This is a genomic window from Pseudomonas caspiana, from assembly GCF_002158995.1.
In the GTDB taxonomy this organism is placed as follows: domain Bacteria; phylum Pseudomonadota; class Gammaproteobacteria; order Pseudomonadales; family Pseudomonadaceae; genus Aquipseudomonas; species Aquipseudomonas caspiana.
Genome location: NZ_LOHF01000005.1, coordinates 227,907 through 245,367 on the forward strand (window position 1 = coordinate 227,907; position 17,461 = coordinate 245,367).

The 17,461-nt window shown below is 57.0% G+C and carries 16 protein-coding genes; 9 read left to right on the plus strand and 7 right to left on the minus strand.

Annotated features, from left to right (window positions below; genetic code table 11):
* Window positions 1–11: 11 nt before the first annotated feature.
* The gene (locus tag AUC60_RS09225; protein ID WP_087266002.1) at window positions 12–1,946 is read right to left on the minus strand and encodes a putative nucleotidyltransferase substrate binding domain-containing protein; all 1,935 of its coding nucleotides are present in this window, start codon (window positions 1,944–1,946) and stop codon (window positions 12–14) included.
* 250 nt (window positions 1,947–2,196) lie between these two features.
* On the opposite strand from AUC60_RS09225, the gene AUC60_RS09230 reads away from it, so the two are divergent.
* Window positions 2,197–2,643: a response regulator gene (locus tag AUC60_RS09230; protein ID WP_167384329.1), complete on the plus strand. Its 447-nt coding sequence runs from the start codon at window positions 2,197–2,199 to the stop codon at window positions 2,641–2,643.
* Between the two features lie 192 nt (window positions 2,644–2,835).
* Here AUC60_RS09230 and AUC60_RS09235 read toward each other — a convergent pair whose 3' ends face one another.
* Window positions 2,836–5,013: a malate synthase G gene (locus AUC60_RS09235; RefSeq protein WP_087266004.1), complete on the minus strand. Its 2,178-nt coding sequence runs from the start codon at window positions 5,011–5,013 to the stop codon at window positions 2,836–2,838.
* A 344-nt stretch (window positions 5,014–5,357) separates the two neighbouring features.
* On the opposite strand from AUC60_RS09235, the gene AUC60_RS09240 reads away from it, so the two are divergent.
* Window positions 5,358–5,876: a glycine cleavage system transcriptional repressor gene (locus AUC60_RS09240; RefSeq protein WP_087266048.1), complete on the plus strand. Its 519-nt coding sequence runs from the start codon at window positions 5,358–5,360 to the stop codon at window positions 5,874–5,876.
* A 951-nt stretch (window positions 5,877–6,827) separates the two neighbouring features.
* Here the strand turns inward: AUC60_RS09240 and AUC60_RS09250 are convergent.
* Genes AUC60_RS09250 through AUC60_RS28010 form a run of 3 tightly spaced genes read right to left on the minus strand, consistent with a single transcriptional unit; the run spans window position 6,828 to window position 8,424 of the window.
* On the minus strand, window positions 6,828–7,085 hold the full coding sequence (locus AUC60_RS09250; protein ID WP_238599543.1) for a hypothetical protein: 258 nt from the start codon (window positions 7,083–7,085) through the stop codon (window positions 6,828–6,830).
* A 26-nt stretch (window positions 7,086–7,111) separates the two neighbouring features.
* On the minus strand, window positions 7,112–7,828 hold the full coding sequence (locus AUC60_RS09255; RefSeq protein ID WP_087266008.1) for a peptidoglycan recognition protein family protein: 717 nt from the start codon (window positions 7,826–7,828) through the stop codon (window positions 7,112–7,114).
* The gene (locus AUC60_RS28010) at window positions 7,828–8,424 is read right to left on the minus strand and encodes a PAAR domain-containing protein (RefSeq protein ID WP_193441855.1); all 597 of its coding nucleotides are present in this window, start codon (window positions 8,422–8,424) and stop codon (window positions 7,828–7,830) included. Before AUC60_RS28010 ends, AUC60_RS09255 begins: the two co-directional genes overlap by 1 nt.
* Before the next feature lie 639 nt (window positions 8,425–9,063).
* Here AUC60_RS28010 and AUC60_RS09265 point away from each other — a divergent pair.
* Window positions 9,064–9,282: a DUF6124 family protein gene (locus AUC60_RS09265; RefSeq protein WP_087266010.1), complete on the plus strand. Its 219-nt coding sequence runs from the start codon at window positions 9,064–9,066 to the stop codon at window positions 9,280–9,282.
* A gap of 355 nt (window positions 9,283–9,637) precedes the next feature.
* Here the strand turns inward: AUC60_RS09265 and rarD are convergent, their stop codons facing one another.
* Together rarD and AUC60_RS09275 are read right to left on the minus strand one after the other, a co-directional pair.
* A complete protein-coding gene (rarD, locus tag AUC60_RS09270; RefSeq protein WP_087266012.1) occupies window positions 9,638–10,525 on the minus strand; it encodes an EamA family transporter RarD in 888 nt (295 codons plus the stop codon).
* 86 nt (window positions 10,526–10,611) lie between these two features.
* A complete protein-coding gene (locus AUC60_RS09275; RefSeq protein WP_087266014.1) occupies window positions 10,612–11,586 on the minus strand; it encodes a serine/threonine protein kinase in 975 nt (324 codons plus the stop codon).
* A 186-nt stretch (window positions 11,587–11,772) separates the two neighbouring features.
* Between AUC60_RS09275 and AUC60_RS09280 the strand changes: the two genes are divergently transcribed.
* The 6 genes from AUC60_RS09280 (at window position 11,773) to AUC60_RS09305 (ending at window position 17,443) form a co-directional block, all read left to right on the plus strand.
* A complete protein-coding gene (locus AUC60_RS09280; protein ID WP_087266016.1) occupies window positions 11,773–12,792 on the plus strand; it encodes a LacI family DNA-binding transcriptional regulator in 1,020 nt (339 codons plus the stop codon).
* Entirely contained in the window at window positions 12,776–13,780 is a 1,005-nt protein-coding gene (locus AUC60_RS09285; RefSeq protein ID WP_087266018.1) for an ABC transporter substrate-binding protein, read from the plus strand. The genes AUC60_RS09280 and AUC60_RS09285 overlap by 17 nt, the downstream gene beginning before the upstream one ends.
* Window positions 13,781–13,882: 102 nt before the next feature.
* On the plus strand, window positions 13,883–14,647 hold the full coding sequence (locus AUC60_RS09290) for an ABC transporter permease (protein ID WP_264760713.1): 765 nt from the start codon (window positions 13,883–13,885) through the stop codon (window positions 14,645–14,647).
* On the plus strand, window positions 14,644–15,438 hold the full coding sequence (locus AUC60_RS09295; RefSeq protein ID WP_087266022.1) for an ABC transporter permease: 795 nt from the start codon (window positions 14,644–14,646) through the stop codon (window positions 15,436–15,438). The genes AUC60_RS09290 and AUC60_RS09295 overlap by 4 nt, the downstream gene beginning before the upstream one ends.
* Complete coding sequence (locus AUC60_RS09300; RefSeq protein WP_087266024.1) at window positions 15,435–16,466, plus strand: ABC transporter ATP-binding protein; 1,032 nt, start codon at window positions 15,435–15,437, stop codon at window positions 16,464–16,466. The genes AUC60_RS09295 and AUC60_RS09300 overlap by 4 nt, the downstream gene beginning before the upstream one ends.
* A 143-nt stretch (window positions 16,467–16,609) precedes the next feature.
* On the plus strand, window positions 16,610–17,443 hold the full coding sequence (locus AUC60_RS09305) for a phosphodiesterase (protein ID WP_087266026.1): 834 nt from the start codon (window positions 16,610–16,612) through the stop codon (window positions 17,441–17,443).
* Window positions 17,444–17,461 lie beyond the last annotated feature (18 nt).

Below are 17,461 nucleotides of genomic sequence, written 5' to 3' on the forward strand. Positions count from 1 at the left end.
GGTAAACAGACTCATAGTTGATAACGCAGGGTCAGGCTGATTTGCAGGCGTTGGGCCTGGCGTAATGATTCACGCAGAATCCGCCGGTCCAGATGGTTGAGCGTGTCCGGATCTATGCGGTTGGACCACGGCAGGTTCTGGCGGCTTTGCTGTTGATGTTGCTGCATGCGGGTTTGTTGAATGAAGTGGTACGCCTCTTCATACGCCGCACCGTCCTGCGGATCGATGACCTCGCGGGCCACCAGCTGACGCAGGCGCTCCAGCGTGTTATTGGCGCCAATACCGTTGGCCAGCGCAAGGACTCGCGCACCATCGACGAAGGGTGTCAGGCCCTGAGTCTTGAGGTCCATGGTGTCCTTGTCGCTGCCTTTGCGGGCGAGCACGAAGTCTTTGAAGCGGCCCACCGGTGGGCGCTGTCGCAACGCATTCTCTGCCAGCATGCGCTGGAACAGACGGTTGTCAGCGACCTGGTCGAGGATCTGCTGGCGCAATTGCTCACCGCCGCTTTCATCGCCCCAAACCACTCGCAGGTCGAAGTAAATACTGGAGTTGAGCAGGTTTTCCGGTGTTGCCTCACGAATGAATGCCGCAAAGCGTCGGGACCATTCAGCGCGAGACAGGCACAGTTCCGGATTGCTGGCCATGATGTTGCCTTTGCACAACGTGAATCCGCACAGGGCCAGGTTCTGGTTGATGCGCTCGGCAATCGGCAGCAGCAGACCGCGAATGCGCTCCGCTTCAGCTGCGTCTTTGGCGTCGAACAGGATGCCGTTGTCCTGATCGGTGTGCAGGGTCTGCTCGCGTCGGCCTTCGCTGCCGAAACACAGCCAACTGAACGGAACGCCCGGGTCGCCTCTTTCCTGCACGGTAAGCTCGATCACGCGGCATACCGTGTGGTCGTTGAGCAGGGTGATGATCTGCGTGATTTGTGTTGAAGATGCGCCATGGGCAAGCATGCGATCCACCAACTGAACGATATCGCCGCGCAGGTTGCACAGGCTGTCGATGCGCGGTGCCGTGCGAATGGTGCGAGCCAGGTGAACCAGATCGACGCGTTGCAAAGAGAACAGATCCCGCTCAGACACCACGCCACACAAGCGACCGTCTCTGACCAGGCACACGTGCGCGATGTGCCGGCTGGTCATGGCAATAGCCGCGTCAAAGGCGCTGGCGTCAGGGCTGAGATGAAAGGGCGCCTGGATCATGCGGCTTTCGATCGGTTGGCTGAAGTCGACGTTGATATCGGCGACCGCTTCACGCAGGTCACGCAAGGTGAAAATGCCCAGCGGCGCTTGATGCTGATCAATGATCACGATGCTGCCGACCTGTTGCTCATGCATCAGTTTCACGGCTTCACGCATCGGCGTATCCGGCGCGCACATCACTGGATGACGCATGGCCAATTCACCCAGTCGGGTATTGAGCGAGTACTGGGTGCCGAGGGTTTCTACCGCGCGTTGCTGAACCTGCTGATTGACCTGATCCAGCAAGCTGCTGACGCCGCGTAGAGCGAAGTCGCGGAAGGTTGTGGATAACGCAAACAGCTTGATGAACGCCTGCTTGTTCAACTGCAGGCAGAAAGTATCTTCGGCGGCCAAATGTTCGGTGCGGGTGGCTCGCTCACCTAGTAACGCGGCCAGCGGGAAGCATTCGCCGGTGGTGATTTCGAAGGTGGTTTCAGTGCCGCCTTTTGCCGTATGAGGGCGCTCGCCGACCACTCGCCCTTGTTTGACGATGTAGAAATGCTCTACTGGCCCATCGCCAGGCTTGATGATGCTTTCATCGGCGGCGTAAAAACGCAGTTGGCATTGTTCGACCAGATAGGCCAGATGCGCATTTTCCATGTGGTCGAATGGCGGGAATTTTTGCAGGAACTGCATGGTGCCGTGAATGTTCTGCAACACCGCTGTTTTCCCGGCCTGGGTGAATGCATCCGCTCGACTCATGACCTGCACCGCTTTGTTTTTATTGAAGGCTATGGTCGGCCGCTTGAGGAGTAGTGCCCATTGGACGTAAGTCTTACGGCAATAAAAAGATTTCTGCCTTCTCGCCTCATGGTGTAAAAAGCAGCTGTATACAGTTATACGATGCCTTGGACGGCGTTTAGCTCAACGCAGGGACGTCAGCAAAAGCACATAGATATCTCCGGGTAGAGCCCGGTGTTTTTGTCAGTTAGTGCAAGGGAATGAGGCGGGTATGCTGGATTACGATATTTTGAGCGATGAAGAGCGCGAAGCTCTGAATGAGGTCATGCTCGCGCCGGCGTCCAATTCGGAGCAACGGGTGTTGATCGTTGACGACGATCGGGACGCTCGCGAACTGCTGGCCGAAATACTCAGCCTCAACGACATTAGTTGTCTGACGGCGGCAGGCGGTAACAGCGCCATGGAGCTGATTCGCACCCGTGAGAGTATCGCTCTGCTGATTACCGACTTGCGCATGGCGCCGTGCAATGGCCTGGACCTGATTCGCCAGGTCCGTGATTCCGAGCGCGCCTCATTGCCCATCATCATCGTGTCAGGTGACGCCAACGTACGCGACGCCATCGACGCCATGCACCTGAGCGTGCTGGACTTCCTGCTCAAGCCCATCAACACCAAGCAGTTGGTGAAGCTGGTGAAGAGAGAGTTGGGGATGGAGTGAGGCGACCTGTAGGAGAGGCCGTCTCGACACCGAGCTTTAGCGAAGTGACCACACACCTGTAGGAGCGCACGAGCACCGCGAGGCCGCGAAGGCGGTGCATCAGACAGGACGCCATCGCTGCCTCGCGGTGCTCGTGAGCTCCTACAGAAAAGCATTTCGCATCAGGTAGTTGTATTTTATTTAATCGGGCACCTACAACCCGTTCTTCGCTTTGAACTCCCGACGCCGACGGTGCAAGACCGGCTCGGTGTAACCGTTAGGTTGTTTAGTCCCTTCGATCACCAGTTCAACCGCTGCCTGGAACGCGATGTTGCTGTCGAAATCCGGTGCCAGCGGACGGTACAGCGAATCCCCCGCATTCTGGCGGTCAACCACCGGCGCCATACGCTTGAGGCTGTCCATCACCTGAGTTTCATTGACCACGCCGTGGCGCAGCCAGTTGGCAATGTGCTGGCTGGAAATACGCAGCGTGGCGCGGTCTTCCATCAGGCCGATGTCATTGATGTCCGGCACCTTCGAGCAGCCGACACCTTGGTCGATCCAGCGCACCACGTAGCCGAGAATGCCCTGTGAGTTGTTATCCAGTTCGTTCTGGATCTCTTCAGCAGTCCAATCGGTATTCGGGGCCAGCGGGATGGTCAGGATGTCATCCACTGATGCGCGAGTGCGCTGGGCCAACTCAGCCTGACGGGCGAACACGTCGACCTTGTGATAGTGCAGCGCATGCAGCGCGGCAGCCGTCGGCGAAGGCACCCATGCCGTGTTTGCACCGGCCAACGGGTGAGCAATTTTCTGTTCCAGCATCGCCGCCATCAGGTCCGGCATGGCCCACATGCCTTTACCAATCTGCGCACGACCTTGCAGGCCGCAGCTCAAACCGATATCGACGTTCGAGTTCTCGTAGGCACTGATCCATTTCTCGGCCTTCATCTGCGCCTTGCGCACGACTGGACCGGCTTCCATGGAGGTGTGGATTTCGTCGCCGGTACGATCGAGGAAGCCCGTGTTGATGAACACCACCCGCTCGCTGGCCGCCTTGATGCACGCCTTGAGGTTGACCGTGGTACGACGCTCCTCGTCCATGATCCCGACTTTGAGCGTGTTGCGTGGCAGACGCAGAACGTCTTCGACGCGACCAAACAGTTCGTTGGTGAACGCGGCTTCTTCCGGGCCATGCATTTTCGGTTTGACGATGTACACCGAGCGGGTGCGGCTGTTGCTGCGTGTGGTGTTGCCATTGAGGCTGTGGATCGCCGCAAGGCTAGTCAGCAGGCCATCCAGAATGCCTTCCGGTACTTCTTGACCATTCTTGTCGAGGATCGCATCAATGGTCATCAAGTGACCCACGTTGCGGATGAACAGCAGTGAACGCCCGTGCAGCTTCACGTCGCCGCCATTAGGTGCGGTGTAGTGACGATCGCCGTTCATGGTGCGGGTGAAGGTCTGACCGCCTTTGGAGACTTCCTCGGCCAGATCGCCTTTCATCAGGCCAAGCCAGTTGCGATAAACCACGACCTTGTCGTCGGCATCAACGGCGGCGATGGAATCTTCGCAGTCCATGATGGTGGTCAGTGCAGCTTCCATCAGCACGTCTTTGACGCCCGCGGCATCGGTCTGGCCAATCGGACTGGCAGCGTCGATCTGAATCTCGAAGTGCAGGCCGTTGTGCTTGAGCAGCACGGCGGTCGGTGCTGACGCGTCACCTTGATAGCCTATCAATTGCGCATCGTCCTGCAGGCCGGTATTGCTACCGCCTTTGAGGCTGATCACCAGTTTGCCGTCGATCAGTTTGTAGCCCGTGGAATCGACATGGGAGCCAGCGGCCAGCGGCGCGGCTTCATCAAGGAAGGCGCGAGCAAAGGCGATGACTTTGTCACCGCGAACCTTGTTGTAGCCTTTGCCTTTCTCCGCGCCGTCGGCTTCGCTGATGGCATCGGTGCCATAGAGCGCGTCATACAGCGAGCCCCAGCGGGCGTTCGAGGCGTTGAGGGCGAAGCGGGCGTTCATGACCGGCACCACCAACTGTGGGCCAGCCATGCGAGCGATTTCTTCATCGACGTTTTGCGTCGTGATCTGGAAGTCCGCCGCTTCTGGCAGCAGATAACCGATTTGCTCAAGGAAAGCTTTATAAGCCGAGGCGTCGTGGGCCTGTCCGGCATGGGACTGGTGCCAGGCGTCGATCTGCGCCTGCAAGTCATCACGTTTGGCGAGCAGTGCCTTGTTTTTTGGGGCCAGCTCGTTGATCAACTGGTCTGCACCCATCCAGAAGCCAGCAGCATCAAGACCGGTCCCGGGAAGTGCTTCGTTATTCACGAAGTCATACAGGACTTTGGCGACCTGCAGGCCACCGACTTGAACGTGTTCAGTCATTGCACTTGCCTCACTCTGCTCAGCTTTTTTTGCGCTCGGAGGGAGCGCTCTGTTGTTAGGTCAACGTTATGTAGTGCGCGACGCGGGATACTACATGAAGGCTTGACGCGTGGAAACGGAACTAAATATGTCACTTCGCGCCTGAAATTTCATGGTCAGTCATCATCGAGATCAGGATGTTCTCAAAGATGCTGTCGATTGTTCCAGATAAAAATGGAAATCGTACACAAAATGGCAACCAAGCTCTGTTCCGGCGTGGCGGGCAGGGTTGCCTATACTTGCTCCGTTGTCGTCAGCCCGCCGGGTTGGCGCTGGCGTGGATTCAAGACCAGAAGGAGTCAGCAGTGGATCATCTCGTAATCACCGTGTTTGCCCCCGACAAGCCAGGCCAGGTCGAAGCCATCGCCAAATGCATCGCCGACCACGGCGGTAACTGGCTGGAAAGCCGCATGTCGCACATGGCCGGGCAGTTCGCCGGCATCCTGCGCATTGGCGTTGTGGCTGACGCCCATGAAGAATTGAAGAGCGCATTGATCGAGTTGTCCGGGCGAGGCATACGCGTGTTGTTCGCCGAAACCGCCATTGAATCCCCCGGTACCTGGAAACACATTGGCATGGAACTGGTGGGTAACGATCGCCCCGGCATCGTGCGCGACATCACGCGGTTGCTGTCAGAGCAGGGCGTTAACGTCGAAAGGCTGATCACCGAAGTCAAACCCGCCCCCATGAGCAGCGAGCTGTTGTTCCATGCGGATGCGGTGTTGGGCGTGCCTGAATCGTTGGCGCTGGATGATCTGCAACAGGCGTTGGAAACCCTGGCGGATGATTTGATGGTGGACCTGGTGTTGCGTACGGATTTGTAGGATACCGATTAGCTGACACCGCGCTATGGCCTTGCTAACGAAGGGCCTTGTGGGAGCAGAGCTTACTCGCGATAAGTCTGGACGCGATCTAGAGTGAATTGCATCCAGCCTTACCGCGAGCAAGCTCTACTCCCACATAAGGGATTGTGCTTGCCTTAGGTTATCCACTTTATCCATTAGCCTGCCTGTGGATAACCTTGGGAGAACCGTTTGCAGGCTAGATGGCTCAAGGCCTGTGAGCGACTGGTTATTTATTGAGCAGTCAATGTTAACTCCTTAGCTCGCGGATTTTCTTCATGTGGCGTAATAGGCATTCGCACATTTATCCATCTCTTCTTGTGTGTTCATCTCGATGCCAATGCCCAAGTCGTATTTGTAATACCCTACAGATAAGATAGTTGCATTTATAAAATGCTACGCTCATACCTAAAAATATAGGTTTTTTCATAGCGTAACTTTAGCCGAAGTACTTTCGCCATGGGCCGTATACGTACGGCCCATGTAGGTTTTTCTCTATCTGCGGCTGAGTTACCTAGCTTTGCAAGCATCTAGGTCATCTTGGCTTCTCAATTGCTTATCAATGCCCAGACGAAACTTACAATAGTTTCTGACCATAATTAATTCTGCTGTACTCAGATCGTTCAATGGCTTTCGCTCCTCTTCACTGGTGTAGATGTTTTCAAATCTGACCTGGAGTGTAGGGTGTTTTTTTATGAATATTTCTAATCTTGGGTCTTCAAAATCCAGAGATACGTAGTAGCCTACGTACAAGTGGGCGATGATAATCAGCGTGGCAGAAATTAGTATGCTTTTCATAATGGTAATGGTCGACAAAAAAGTAGGATAGAACACTGCGGCCTTACGTTTTATTATGGTTGCTTTTAGCATGTCTAAGTAGTTCGGGCGGTGAGTGCCGCCCGGGTTGGCTTCATACCCAAACGCCCGAGAAGGTCACCGTGCTTTACAGGCTTCTAGTTCGTCTGCGTTATCTAGCCAAGTCTCGATACCTAGACGGTATTTGCAGTAATCTCTGATCATTTTCTCTTCCACCATATTCAGATCAGACCAAGATTTTGGGTCGGATGATCTTGTATAGATATTTTCAAATTTTACTTGGAGTGTAGGGTGTTTTTTAATAAAAAAAACAACGTCGCCGCCATGAATTCCTAGATCGGTGTAGTAGCCGATGTAGAGGTGAGCGATCAGCATTATTCCGCCCGCTGTTATTGACTTTTTCATGAGGTGGGAGGTTTTAACAAGTCGGTTTTAATGCGAATATTTTTCACCAGTTTCATGCCGATACGGCCGGGGCATATTTTTCCATCACCTTCCTGCTTTGGGTACTCCATGTGTCCGCCAAAATGTTTTATGAAGAAAACGCTTTTCAGCGCGATTATCAAATTTAGCGTTGCATCCATTTGTAGTGCGGGAACCGAATTGGTTGTATCGATCCCTATTAGCTTCAGTGACTTGCGCGCAAACGTAATCCAGTCACTGCCTTCTTCCGGGACGGTCAGGTTATTCAGCAGCACCACACCGATAACGCCGGTATTGTATTTGTCTACGCTGGACGCTTTGAAGCGGATGTCCCTACCTTCATAGATCGTCCCTGAGCAGTCGATCCCGAAGTGATACCCAATGTCGTCGAATTTATTCTGATGAAGCCGCTGGGTTTCAAGCATCTGCTCGCTGCCTATACCACATGAGTAGCTACGACCTGCGTTGTGCAGAGCAATCATGCTGTAGTCCCAGTCATCTGCTAATTCAGTCTTGGGTTTGCGCGCACTCCACCCCGACCGCTCAACAAACTCATGCCCTAGTGATCGCACTTTACGAATAATCGCTTCGCGGGTTGCCGCTCGGTCGTTGACGGTGATTTCCACCGGTGCGATGGATTGGTCAGGTAATACCTTTTGTACCTGTGCGGTGGTCGTGAATTTTCCGGGAGTCATTAGGCATTCCTCGACAGTTCGCTAAGTTCTCGCGCAGGGGCATTGAACACAACGTGCAGTGCGACGATTGAATCTGCCGATGACGTCTTTATGTGAGCCATGCCAGCGGCGTCAGTGATGCCAGACTTTTCGCGGCCGTTGACCACTGCGATGAACTTTCGATTGACTAGAGGTTGCCCGGTTTCGCTGTTAGTGATGGCGAAGGATCGCGCATACATGTCTGGTTTGGGAGAGTGGGCGGGGGAGGCTAAGTCAGCCATTTGTGTTTTTGCTGCGGATTTTTTATCTGGCTGGGTCGCCCGTTGGGCTGCGGGTTTGTCCGGTTTTTCATAGCTATGGCTTAACGAGTTGATAAGCCTCGCCCGGCAGGGACAGGTGCTGGAGCTGTCCAGCGTTCCTGCCGGGGACCTGCCGTTGCTGTCGATGAATCCAATACCGCCTACGATGATGTACGCCTTGCCGTCTACACCGCAGGTGACTGGGTCGCCTTCCCGAGCATGATTGAAACCCATCATGTTGGTGCGGCCATCTCCTGCTGTTACGACACCGCCACAGGTGGTTTTGTCGCCCTCGCGAATGAAATATCCCCTCGCCATGGATCAGCCCTCCACAGAGAGCGGGAAGTTTTCGGCAGTCGGCGCTCTGGCTGTTAATAGCTGCAGGGCAGTGTCTTGAGAGACGTTGAGGGGATAGTGTGTGCTCATATCATTCATCCTGATTCTTCGGTTTAACGACATCTGCATGACGTGATGTCACTGCGAGATAACGGACGCTAAACGAAAGTTACGGATGGCTATGTAGGGCGAATCTCAAAGGTTTGAAGGGCGTTTCTTGGAAGCGTTTTATTGAGCTTTGTATGCCCTGATTTGGGCGGGCATGGAGGCCGTGGGGGCGGCTTTTGCAGGCAGTCGCCTTCGCGCATTGCGCTACGTTTCCGTTTTTCTTGAGGGAAATTTCCGAAAGAATCCCAAGCGCTTGCGGGTTAGGATTTTGGCTCCTAAGGTGCGCCGGTTGCTGTTATTTCAGTGACGGGGTTTAGTAGCCCATCGCCATAGATGTACAACGTATCCACTGAAATAGACGTTTAGAAACGTTCATTCAATGGCGGCTGTGTGCAGGGTGTCTTTGGACGCGCCGGTTTCTCTGGTGCCCGGTCTACTAACCTTCACACAGCTGCCACCCTTATCGATTAGTAGCGATAACAGGCGGTCATTTCCATTACCGGAGTATTCAATATGATCAAGCTTTCACCTGATTCGCCTAACCTCGAAGAATCCCTAAACCACGCCTCCCACCTGCTGCACTGCGCAGCCGTCGCAGCCTACGAAAACGGCGACCGCCTGACCGGTTCGGATCGGCTATTGGCTATGTCGGCCATGCATCTGGTGGATATGGCGCGCAGTGTTATCGATCAGTCTTTGATTGGGTTGGAGGCACCGACTGCTTGCGGGTGAAATGCTATGCCTGATCTATAGGAAGTCGTCCTGTGTCCCTGACACCGCGCTGTCGCGAAGCAAACATAGGATCTGTAGGAGCGCGCTTGGTCTGGGCCGCATCCGGACGATGCGGTGCCTCAGCGAAAAATGTTTTACCTGACCTGACCTGACCTGACGCCATCGCGGGCAAGCGCGCTCCTACATTTAAAAGCATTTAAATTCAGTTGGTTATTTTATGTTTGATGAGAGCCGAGGGGGATGTATTGATCTAAGGGTTATCCACTTTATCTATTAGCCTGCCTGTGGATAACCTTTGGAGAACCGCTTGCAGGCCTTATAGTTAAAGGCTTGCAAGCTATTGATTAATAATTGATCAGGCCCTGCGACGCAAAGTTATCCACGCATCAACGCTGTAAACCGCCAACCCCGCCCAGATGAACGCGAAGGTCACAATGGTGCTTGTCGCAAGGTGTTCCTTGAATACCAGCACCGCCAATGCCAGCACCAAGGTCGGGGCGATGTATTGCAGGAAGCCCAGGGTGGTGTAGGGCAGGTGCCGGGCGGCGGCGTTGAAGGCGACCAGCGGCAGGATCGTCACCGGGCCTGCGGCAGCGAGCCAGAGTGCCTCACTGGTGGTCCAGAATTCCGGTTGCGAGGTGTACGCCGCCGGGTTGAGCAGCAGCCAGCCCACGGCGATGGGCACCAGAATCCAGGTTTCCACTACAAGGCCGGGAAGGGCGGCAACCGGGGCTTTCTTGCGCACGATTCCGTACACCGCGAACGTTCCGGCAATCACCAGCGAGACCCACGGCAGGCTGCCGACTTGCCACAGTTGATGCGCCACGCCCGTCGCCGCCAGACCGACGGCGATCCATTGCAGGCGCCGTAGCCGTTCGCCCAATACCAGCATCCCCAGCAAGACGTTGACCAGCGGGTTGATGTAGTAACCCAGGCTGGCCTCGACCATGCGCTCGTTATTCACTGCCCACACATACACCAGCCAATTCACGGCGATCATCGAGCCGCTGAAAGCCAGTACCGCCAGACGCTGTGGATTGTCCCGCAGTTCGCGCCACCAGCCGGGATGTTTCCAGAACATCAGCAGCACCGAGCCGAACAATGCCGACCACAGCACTCGATGGACGATGATTTCCACAGATGGCACTTGGGCGATGGCTTTGAAGTAGAGCGGAAACAAACCCCAGATGGTGTAGGCACTAAGCCCGAGAATGTACCCGCGTCGCGGGTTGACGGCTGGCATGGTGGGTCCTGTTGGCAGGTGGTGGATTCTTGTTTTATTTCTTCTGTAGGAGCTCATGAGCACCTACAGGTGATGATGTGATTCATTCAAAACAACTTCAACGGCTCCTCGTTAAGCGCCGACAACTGTTCGCGCAAGGCGAGGATCTGGTCGCCCCAGTAACGTTCGGTGCCGAACCACGGGAAGCTGTGCGGGAATGCCGGGTCGTCCCAGCGACGGGCCAGCCAGGCGCTGTAATGCATCAGGCGCAGTGCGCGCAGCGGCTCGATGAGGGCCAGTTCACGCGGGTTGAAATCATGGAATTCGTTGTAGCCGTCCATCAGCTCTGACAATTGCCCCAGGCATTCTTGGCGATCACCGGCCAGCATCATCCAGATGTCCTGGACGGCAGGGCCCATGCGGCAGTCGTCGAGGTCGACGATGTGGAACATCTCGTCGCGCGCCATCATGTTGCCGGGGTGGCAGTCGCCGTGCATGCGGATGTTCTGATGCGGCGTGGCGGCGTAGGCATCTTCGACGCGCTTGAGCAGATCCTTCGCCACGGATTCATAAGCTGGCAACAGGCTGCGCGGGATGCAGTCGTTTTGCAGCAGGAAATCCAGCGAGTTCTGACCAAAGTTCTGCACGGCCAGTGCTTCGCGGTGCTCGAAAGGTTTGGTCGCGCCCACCGCATGGATACGCCCGAGCAACTGGCCCAGACGATACAACTGATCAAGATTGCCCGGCTCTGGCGCTCGGCCGCCGCGACGGGGAAACAGCGTGAAGCGAAATCCTGCGTGTTCGAACAGGGTCTGCCCGTTATGCACCATCGGCGCGACCACCGGAATATCGACGTTGGCCAGTTCGAACGTGAAGCTGTGTTCTTCCAGGATGGCTTCGTTGGTCCAGCGCTGCGGCCGGTAGAACTTGGCGATCAGCGGCTGGCCGTCTTCGATGCCGACTTGATAGACGCGGTTCTCGTAGCTGTTGAGCGCAAGGATGCGGGCGTCACTGAGAAACCCGATGCTTTCAACGGCATCAAGGACCAAGTCTGGCGTAAGTGTTGCGAACGGGTGGGCCATGCTAACTCCTGCGCGCAGCAGGCTGCCGCGTCGGCCCGTGATGGTAGCGCAGACGGGCAAGCGATGGGTCTTTAGCTTCACCGCAAAGTTGCGCGCTGCAATCAAACTGTCATCACCTGTTAGCTGTAACGAAATATTGAATCGCTAATGTCGCGGCCAATGAGATCGATCTCAAGGCGAGCGAATGTGAGTGATTTGAAAGAAGTGGCACGACTGGCAGGGGTTTCGCGGGCGACTGCCGCGCGGGCTTTTGCGTCTCCGGACGTCGTGCGTCCCGCCACTCGCGATCAAGTATTTGAGGCCGCCCGTCAGTTGGGTTTTCGGCCCAATCGCCTGGGGCGTCAGTTGCGCCTGCAAACCACCAACCTGATCGGCGTGATTGTGCCCAACCTGCTTAACCCGGTCTTCGCCGAGCAATTCCAGGCCATGGAGCGGGCTGCGCGTCTGAAAGGCTACAACCTGCTATTGGCGACGACCGATTACAGCAGCGAACGGGAAAGCGCCGTGGTTGAGGAGCTGCTGCGGCAGCGCGTCGATGGCCTGGTGCTGACCGTGACCGATGCCGAAAGCAATCGTGTTCTGCAAAGCCTGGTCAACGAAGACACGCCGTTCGTGCTGGCGTATCACCAACCTGGCAATCCCGATTACGGCGCCGTGTCTGTGGATAACCGCGCAGGCATGGCGCTGGCGACGCGTTACCTGCTCGACTCCGGTCATCGTCGCATCGGCATGGTCGCCGGTCCCGCGTTGCAATCGGACCGCGCCCGCCTGCGTTATACCGGGTATTGCGAGGCCATGGTCGAGCGGGGTCTGGAAAGTCTGCCAGTGATTGAAATGCCTGCGCATACCCAAGCCGACTTCGCTGCTCTTGAGCCTTTGCTGCGTGGGCCTCATCGACCCAGCGCGCTGGTCTGCTCCAACGATTTACTGGCGATCAGCCTGATCGCCGAACTGCGCCGCAACGGCTGGAGCGTGCCCGGCCAGCTCTCCGTTATCGGCTTCGATGGCATCACCCTCGGCGCCCAGATGCATCCGACGCTGTGTAGCGTCGTGCAACCCATCGCGGCGCTGGCCAGCACCGTGATCGATCAACTGCTGGCGCAAATCGCCGGTGCCGCTCCGATTTCCCATTGCCTGCCTTGCCATATCCGGCCGGGTGAAAGTACTCAGCCCTACGAGGAGATGCTTCATGATCCGCTTCAGTAAAACCCTGGCAGCGCTGCTGCTGTGCGGTGCGGCCAGCCTGGCTCAGGCCGCTGAAACTGCCATCTGCTACAACTGCCCGCCAGAGTGGGCGGATTGGGGCACGCAGCTCAAGGCAATTGCCGACACCACCGGTGTGCAAGTGCCGCTGGACAACAAAAACTCCGGCCAGTCGCTGGCACAATTGGTCGCTGAAAAGGCCGCTCCGGTTGCCGACGTGGTGTATTACGGCGTGACCTTCGGCCTGCAGGCGCAGAAAGCGGGCGTAGTGGGCAGCTACAAACCAAAAGGCTGGGAGCAGATTCCGGCCGGTTTGAAAGACCCGGAAGGCCACTGGTTCGCGATCCACTCCGGCACTTTGGGCATCATGGTCAACGTCGATGCGCTGGGCGGTCTGCCGGTCCCGCAAAGCTGGGCTGACCTGCTAAAGCCTGAGTACAAAGGCATGGTTGGTTACCTGGATCCGTCCAGCGCCTTTGTCGGTTACGTGTCTGCGGTGGCGATCAACCAGGCCATGGGCGGCACCCTGGACGACTTCAAACCGGCCATCGATTACTTCCAGAAGCTGGCGAAAAACTCGCCGATCGTGCCTAAGCAAACTGCCTATGCACGTGTGCTCTCAGGTGAGTTGCCGATCCTCGTCGACTACGACTTCAACGCCTATCGCGCCCGCTATAAAGACAAAGCCAATGTTGCTTTCGTGATTCCGAAAGAAGGCAGCATCAGCGTGCCGTACGTGATGAGCATTGTGGATAAAGCACCGCATCGCGCCAACGCTGAAAAGGTCCTGGATTTCACCCTGTCCGATCAAGGCCAGTCGCTGTGGGCCAAGGCTTATCTGCGCCCGGTACGTGACGTGAAAATGCCTGCCGATGTGGCTGCGCAGTTCTTGCCGGACAGCGATTACGCCCGTGCTGGCGTGGTCGACTACGAGCACATGGCCGCGGTGCAGGAAGCTTTCGCAGCGCGTTATCTGAGTGAGGTCAAGTAAGTGACCGCTTCGGTTCTGAAAGCTCAGGGCGTGAGGTCGGGCAGGCGTGGATTCTTGCGCCTGCGCCCGACCGCGGCCTGGGCGCTGGCTCCAGCCGCAGCCATGCTCTTTGCGTTCTGGTTGCTGCCATTGGCGCACCTGATTTTGCTGGGTGGCGAAAGCCGTGACGGCAGCGCGGGTTACTGGCAGGTGCTGAGCAGTGCGCAATATCTGGGCAGTCTTGCCCAGACCTGTGTGTTGGCAATTGTGGTCACGCTGGCGGCTTTACTGGTCGGTGGCATCAGCGGCGTTTTTCTCGCCCGGCAGCGGTTTTTCGGTCGTTCGGCACTGGTGGCGTTGCTGACTTTTCCACTGGCGTTTCCCGGCGTGGTCGTAGGGTTTCTGGTGATTCTGCTGGCCGGTCGCCAAGGCTTGTTTGCGATGCTGGGTATGGAGTTGGCGGGGGAGCGCTGGATCTTCGCCTACTCGCTGACCGGACTGTTTCTGGGCTACCTGTATTTCTCGATTCCTCGCGTGATCCTCACGGTGATGGCGGCCTGTGAAAGTCTGGATCGCAGCCTTGAAGAGGCCGCTCATTCACTCGGCGCGGGTCATTGGCGAGTGGTCTGCGACGTCATCGTGCCGGGCCTCGCGCCCGCGTTGGTGTCCTGTGGCGCGATTTGTTTTGCGACTTCCATGGGCGCGTTCGGTACGGCGTTCACGCTGGGCACGCGGCTCAACGTCACGCCAGTCGCGATCTACAACGTGTTCACCAACTACGCCAATTTTGCGGTCGCTGCGGCGCTGTCCGTGGTGCTGGGCGCGTTGACCTGGGCTGTGTTGTTGCTGGCGCGACGTCTGGTGAAAAACTCGGGGACTGTCCTGTGAAGCGCTCATCGCTGTTTGTCATGCAGTTGCTGTTTACCCTGTTGGTCTGCGCGTTCATGTTGGTGCCAGTGCTGCTGTCATTGCTCGCCGGCCTGACGCGCAATTATTTCCAGGGCCTGTCGAGTGGATTGACCTTCGACTGGCTGATTCAGGTCTGGCAGGCCTATTCGCCGACGGTCTGGTTGTCGATTCAGCTGGCGGTGGCCTGCGCTGTGTGCGTCTGCGTGATTGGCGTACCGGCTGCGTATGCCTTGGTGCGGATGAACAATCGCTTTAGCCGTGCCTTCGAGGAATTGATGGTCTTGCCGGTGGCCATGCCCGGTCTGGCCAGCGCCTTGGCGTTGCTGCTGACCTACGGCCAGTTCGGCGGCTTTCGCAGCAGTTGGTTGTTCATCTTGGTCGGCCATGTGCTGTTCACGTTGCCGTTTCTGGTGCGCCCGGTCATGGCCGTGATGCAGCGTCAGCAATTACCGGTGCTGGAAGAGGCGGCAGCCAGTCTTGGCGCAGGTCCGTTCAAGCGATTTTTCAGCGTGGTGGTGCCCAATTGCCGGGCCGGGATTCTGGCCGGTGTGTTGATGGTCGTCACCTTGTCCTTGGGTGAATTCAACCTGACCTGGATGCTGCACACGCCGATGACCAAAACCCTGCCGGTGGGTCTCGCCGACAGCTACGCGTCTGCGCGGCTGGAAGTCGCCAGCGCCTACACCCTTATTTTTCTGTTGATGATCGTGCCGCTGTTGATTGCGTTGCAGGCCATCAGCGCCCGTCTTTCCCGTGGAGAGAGTCGATGACCGGAACCACTATTCGTTTGCAGGGCTGCCGCAAGTCATTCGCTGACGGCACCGTCGCTGTGCATGACCTGAACCTGACTATCGAACCCGGCGAAACCCTGGCAATTCTCGGCCCGTCGGGATGCGGTAAAACCACTACGTTGCGGCTGATCGCCGGGCTGGAAAGCCCGGATGTCGGGCAAATTTTTTTCGGTGACAGCGATGTGACCCGTCTGCCTATCGAGAAGCGGGACGTGGGCATGGTGTTTCAGAACTACGCGCTGTTCCCCAATCTGGATGTGGCCGGAAATATCGTTTATGGCCTAAAGATTCGCGGCATGTCGCCTGCCGAGCGCAACAAGCGCTGCACTGAACTGCTGGAGTTGGTCGGCTTGCAGGAGCACGGCAAGCGCAGCATTCACGAGCTATCCGGCGGCCAACGCCAGCGGGTTGCCTTGGCTCGTGCGCTTGCGCCGCGACCTCGGGTGTTACTGCTCGATGAGCCGCTGGCGGCACTGGATGCGCAATTACGTGAACGCTTGCGCAGCGAGCTGGATGAGCTGCTGCGTGGGCTGGGGATAACTTCAGTTTTTGTCACCCACGATCAAGGCGAAGCCATGGCGCTGGGCGACCGGATTCTGGTGATGGAAAAAGGGCGTGTCGCGCAACTGGCGACGCCCCGCGAAATTTATCAACAGCCTGCCAATGCCTTCGTCGCCAGTTTTGTCGGCAACCTCAATGCGTTTTCGGTGGTTGAGCGTACGGCTCATGGGTTGAAAGTCAGCGGCGGCGAGTTGCCGTGGACGGCTGCGAATCAGCCGTCAACGGTGTATTGCCGCCCCGAGCATTTGCGCGTGGCGGACGGTGAAAGTCATTTGCGCGGGCGTTTGGTCGGGCAGTTCTTTCAGGGTGCTCAAAGTCGGCTGTTGGTGGATGTCGGTGGTGCTCAGCCTCTGTTGGTCGACAGTTCCGACAACGTTATCCACAGCCCTGGTGCGCCGATCGGCCTGACCGTCGCGCCGCAGGTGTTGTTTACCCTGGGTTCCTGATTTTTTGTCTGGAACGCATACACCTGTAGGAGCGCACGAGCACCGCGAGGCCGCGATGGCGGTTTGCCTGACACACCGCCATCGCGGCCTCGCGGTGCTCGTGCGCTCCTACAGGACATATTGTCAGGTAGGAAATTATTACTTTGAACCACCCATTCCTCATTGCGCAGATCAGCGATCTGCACCTCAAAGCCTGTCAGAAGCTGACCTATGGCGTCGTCGATACCCTTGGTGCGTTGCGTCGTGCCGTGGATCACTTGAACGCCAGCGTGCCGCGTCCCGATATCGTGGTGATCAGTGGCGACCTGGTGGACTTCGGTCGTGCGGATGAATACGCGGTGTTGCATCCAGAACTGAAACGGCTGCACATGCCGTTTTACCTGGTGCCGGGCAATCATGACGATCGACAGCATTTGCTGGCCGAGTTCGCCAATCAGACCTACCTGCCCCTTTCATCCGATGCGCCACTGGATTGGGTCGTGGAAGAGCATCCCGTGCGGTTGATTGGCCTGGATACCAGTATTCCCGGCTCACATGGCGGACAACTGTCGGAGTGTCAGTTGCTCTGGCTCGATGAGTTACTGGCGCGCCGCCCGGATGTGCCGACGGTGTTGGTCTTGCATCATCCGCCGTTCATTACCGGCATCGGCCACATGGACCGCGAGCCGTTTATCAACAGGGGGCCATTCGAAAAAGTGATTGCGCGTCACCCGCAAGTGGAGCGCTTGCTCTGCGGGCATTTGCATCGTCCGATGCAGCGTCGTTTTGGTGGCAGCCTGAGCTGCATTTGTCCCGGTACTTCCCACCAGATCGTGCTTGATCTGCAGGAAGACGCCCCGGCGCATTTCAATCTGGAACCGGCCGGTTACCTGCTGCACCGCTGGCACCCAGAGCAGGGGTTGGTGACGCATAACGCGGTGTTCGGCGAGTACCCGGGGCCGTATCCGTTTTATGACGTGAATGGGTTGATTGATTAGTCGAGAGGCCATGACACA